The sequence below is a fragment of the Pseudomonas sp. HMSC066A08 genome, assembly GCF_001813025.1.
GTDB classification, from domain to species: domain Bacteria; phylum Pseudomonadota; class Gammaproteobacteria; order Pseudomonadales; family Pseudomonadaceae; genus Pseudomonas; species Pseudomonas aeruginosa.
In genome coordinates, this window is the sequence record NZ_KV811213.1 from 1 (window position 1) to 236 (window position 236).

Genomic DNA, 236 nt, shown 5'->3' on the forward strand with positions numbered 1-236 from the left:
TACTATGGGGGGAACAGGGGGCGGGATCGCCTATAATCGCGAAGAATTTGAAGAAATTTGTACTCGAGGCTTAGATTTATCACCGACCAATGAACTATTAATTGATGAATCATTAATTGGCTGGAAAGAGTATGAAATGGAAGTGGTGCGCGATAAAAATGATAACTGTATTATCGTTTGCTCCATTGAAAACTTTGATGCGATGGGGATCCATACCGGTGACTCTATCACGGTTG

Annotated in this window: 1 protein-coding gene; it reads left to right on the forward strand. The window is 41.5% G+C overall.

Annotated features, from left to right (window positions below):
- Window positions 1–236: ATP-binding protein (locus HMPREF2886_RS32710; RefSeq protein ID WP_168172010.1), on the forward strand; the 236-nt coding region annotated here is incomplete at both ends.